The organism is Microbacterium sp. ISL-103 (assembly GCF_018613995.1).
GTDB lineage: Bacteria > Actinomycetota > Actinomycetes > Actinomycetales > Microbacteriaceae > Microbacterium.
On sequence record NZ_JAGGPD010000223.1, the window covers coordinates 1 to 3,068 of the forward strand.

A 3,068-nucleotide genomic window follows, 5' to 3' on the forward strand; every position below is an offset into this window, starting at 1 on the left:
GCGGCAGGCACGATCTCGGGCCACTCTCTCTCATCCAGCGCCGGGTAGAGATTGCCGAGTGCCGCCGCTCCGTACGCGGCGGGCGGAGCGGAGAGCCCCGCCCGCCCGATCTTCACGGGCCGCGAACCGACCGAGACGGTGCTGCTCATGACACGATCAGCCGACCCAGTGCGTCGTCGTTCCAGGGGATGCCCAGGCCCGCCTCCGTCGGCGCCCACCCGCGCCCGTTCTCGATGCGGATCTCGCCCGTGGTGACCGCGCGCAGCTGCGGGATGTGCTCGAGGTAGAGCGCGTTGGGCACCGCGCAGACGAGCGACACATGCAGCTCCATCAGGAAATGCGGCGCCACGGGGGCATTGAACGACTCGGCCAGATGCGCGATCTTGAGCCACGGGGTGATTCCGCCGACCCTCGCGACGTCGGCCTGCACGATCGACGCTCCCCCGCGCTGCAGGTGCTCGCGGAAGTGCCCGAGCGAGTACATGCTCTCGCCGACCGCGATCGGCACCGACGTCGAGCGCGCCAGAAGGCGATGCCCCTCGATGTCCTCCGCGGGCAGCGGCTCCTCGAACCAGAACACGTCGACCTGCTCGAACAGCCGTGCGCGGCGTACGGCCTCGGCGACCGTGAACGACTGGTTCGCGTCGACCATGATGTCCATTGCCGGGCCCACGGCGTCTCGCACGGCGCGCAGGCGGTCGAGGTCCTGGTGGCCGCGCGGCATGCCGACCTTGATCTTGACGCCGCCCATGCCTCGGTCCTTGGCGTCGACCGCGTGCGCGACCAGCTCGTCGGTGCGGAAGTGCAGCCATCCTCCCTCGGTGTCGTACACCGGCACGGAGGGCGAAGCCCCTCCGGCGGCGACCCAGAGCGGCAGACCGGCTCGGCGGGTCTTCGCATCCCACACCGCGGTGTCGACCGCGGCGAGCGCGAGCGCGGTGATGGGCCCCACAGTCGTGGCGCGCGTGATGCCGAACAGTGCGAGCCACAGCGCTTCGGGGCGCTCGGCCTCGAGCCCGATCAGGGCCGGCAGCAGCGTCTCGCGCAGCAGGCTGAGGACTGCGCCGCCGCCGGTGCCGATCGTGTAGCTGTAGCCGATGCCCTCGGTGCCGTCAGCCGTGCGCAGCCGCACGAAGATCGTCTCCTGCTTGACGAACGTCTGCAGAGCATCCGTGCGCTCGGTCTCGACCGGCAGGTCGCACAGCTGGGCCTCCGCGTGAACGATCCGGCTGCCGGCCGTCGCATCCGCGACAGCCTCGCGCAGGTGCGCGGTGGTGTGGTGTGTGGTGGTCATCAGCGTCCTCCGAGTCCGCCCAGGGTGACCCCTTTGATGAGCTGCCGTTGCAGCAGCAGCACGAGGATCAGCGAGGGGATGACGGCCAGTGTCGACGCGGCCATCAGCAGCGACCACTGCGTGCCGAACTGCCCGGTGAACATGCCGAGCCCGAGGGGCACGGTGGCCATGTCCTGCGTGTTGATGATGATGAGCGGCCACAGGTACGAGTTCCAATAGCCGATGAACGAGAACACCGCGAGCACGCTGAGCGGGGCGACCAGCTGCGGCAGCAGCACAGACCACAGGGTACGCAGTCGCGAGGCGCCGTCGATCAGGGCCGCTTCCTCGTACTCCATCGGGATGGTGAGGAAGAACTGCCGCATCAGGAACGTGCCGAACGCGGTGAACGCGAACGGGATGATGAGGGCCGCGAAGCTGTCGTTCCACCCCCAGCTGTTGATCATGATGAACAGCGGAACGACGAGCACCTCCTGCGGCAGCACGAGCGTGAGCACGAACAGCAGGAAGAGCTTGTCGCGGTACTTGAACCGCAGGCGCGAGAAGGCGTAGGCCGAGAGCACGGCGACGATCACCGAGAGCGCGGCGCCGAGGATCGCGACGAACAGGCCGTTGAGGATGAAGCGTCCGAACGGCACGACGGTCCAGGCCTCGACGAAGTTCGCCCAACGGATCTCGGAGCCGAAGATCTGCGGCGTCGCCGTGAAGACCTCGTTCTCGGGCTTGAGCGCGGTGAGGAACATCCAGATGAACGGGAAGGCGAACAGCAGCGCGACCACCGCGATGGCGGCGGTGTTCAGCCATTCCTTCAGTGAGTCGCGACGCTGATGCGCACGACGGGGCAGGCTCACGACCTCACTCATAGTTCACCCACCTGCGCTGGCCGACGAACTGCAGGGCCGTGATGAGCATCACGACCAGGAACAGGATCCACGCGAGGGCGGATGCGTAGCCGAGCCGATCGAAGACGAAGCCGTTGCGATACAGGTACAGCACGAACGTGTTGGTGCTCTCACCCGGCCCTCCCTGTGTCAGGAACAGCGGCTGCACGAACACCTGGAAGGCGCCGATCATCGTCATCGTCGAGCAGAAGAACAGCGACGGCGACAGCAGCGGCAGGATGATGAAGCGCAGCCGCTGCCACGCCGAGGTGCCGTCGATGCGGGATGCCTCGAGCAGCTCCTTCGGGATCGCGCTGAGACCCGCCGACAGGACGATCACGTTGTACCCGAACGACTGCCACACCGACATCGCGATCACCGAGGGCAGCGCCCAGGCCGAGTCGGAGAGCCAGTTGGGCCCGTCGATGCCGACCGTCGCGAGCATCGAGTTGACGAGACCGTCCTGCGAGAGCAGCAGTCGCCAGACGAGCGCGTTGGCCACCATCGGCGTGATCACCGGCAGGAAGAAGACGACCCGCCAGGCTCCCGCCGCCTTCATGCGCGTGCTGAGCCACAGCGAGATGGTGAGGGCGACGACGAGGTTCAGCGCCGTGTAGACGATCGCGAAGATGAGGGTGTTGCCGAGCACGGTGTAGAACGTCGGGTCACGGAACAGCTTCACGTAGTTCTCGAACCCGATGAAGTCGGGGCTGCCGAACAGCTTCCAGTCGAACAGGCTGATGAAGGCCGACCCGAACAGCGGGGTGAGGATGAAGAGGACGAACCCGATCATCCCGGGGGCAAGGAATGCCACCGCCACCCAGGCCTGGCCGCGCCGACGCGGCGGGCGGGGAACCCGCGCGGCGGGAGCACCCGAGGGCACCCCCGCCGCG

3 protein-coding genes are annotated in these 3,068 nt (G+C 67.6%); all 3 read right to left on the minus strand.

Annotation, left to right across the window (positions count from 1 at the left end):
• Positions 1-145: 145 nt before the first annotated feature.
• The 3 genes from J7E68_RS09095 to J7E68_RS09105 are packed head-to-tail and all read right to left on the minus strand — an operon-like array spanning position 146 to position 3,058.
• Positions 146-1,294: a mandelate racemase/muconate lactonizing enzyme family protein gene (locus J7E68_RS09095; protein ID WP_215171895.1), complete on the minus strand. Its 1,149-nt coding sequence runs from the start codon at positions 1,292-1,294 to the stop codon at positions 146-148.
• Complete coding sequence (locus tag J7E68_RS09100) at positions 1,294-2,157, minus strand: carbohydrate ABC transporter permease (protein ID WP_215171897.1); 864 nt, start codon at positions 2,155-2,157, stop codon at positions 1,294-1,296. The genes J7E68_RS09095 and J7E68_RS09100 overlap by 1 nt, the downstream gene beginning before the upstream one ends.
• Positions 2,150-3,058: a sugar ABC transporter permease gene (locus J7E68_RS09105; RefSeq protein ID WP_311416800.1), complete on the minus strand. Its 909-nt coding sequence runs from the start codon at positions 3,056-3,058 to the stop codon at positions 2,150-2,152. Before J7E68_RS09105 ends, J7E68_RS09100 begins: the two co-directional genes overlap by 8 nt.
• Positions 3,059-3,068 lie beyond the last annotated feature (10 nt).